Origin of the sequence: Streptomyces nanshensis (assembly GCF_001751255.1) — a bacterium.
GTDB classification, from domain to species: Bacteria; Actinomycetota; Actinomycetes; order Streptomycetales; family Streptomycetaceae; genus Streptomyces; species Streptomyces nanshensis_A.
The window spans coordinates 1-233 of record NZ_LJGW01000461.1; the positions used below are offsets into that span (position 1 = coordinate 1).

Sequence of the window (233 nt, forward strand, 5' to 3'; positions counted from 1 at the left end):
GCGGCGGCCAAGACGCTGCTGGACTTCACTCCGGACGGCACGGGGAACCTGATTCCGCTGGATGATTTCCTCGATATCGTCACCCGGCTCGTGATCGTTTTCGGGCTCGCTTTCGAACTGCCGCTGCTGCTGGTGATGTTGAACTTCACGGGCATTCTGTCGGGGCGCCGGCTGCTGGGCTGGTGGCGGGTGATGGTGCTGTGCATCACGATCTTCTCCGCGGTGGCCACTCC

At 63.1% G+C, this 233-nt stretch carries 1 protein-coding gene; it reads left to right on the forward strand.

All coding sequences use genetic code 11. The annotated features are described in order from the left end of the window. Positions 1-233 (forward strand): twin-arginine translocase subunit TatC (locus AN218_RS28445; RefSeq protein WP_141747721.1); only part of this gene is annotated, 233 nt, incomplete at both ends.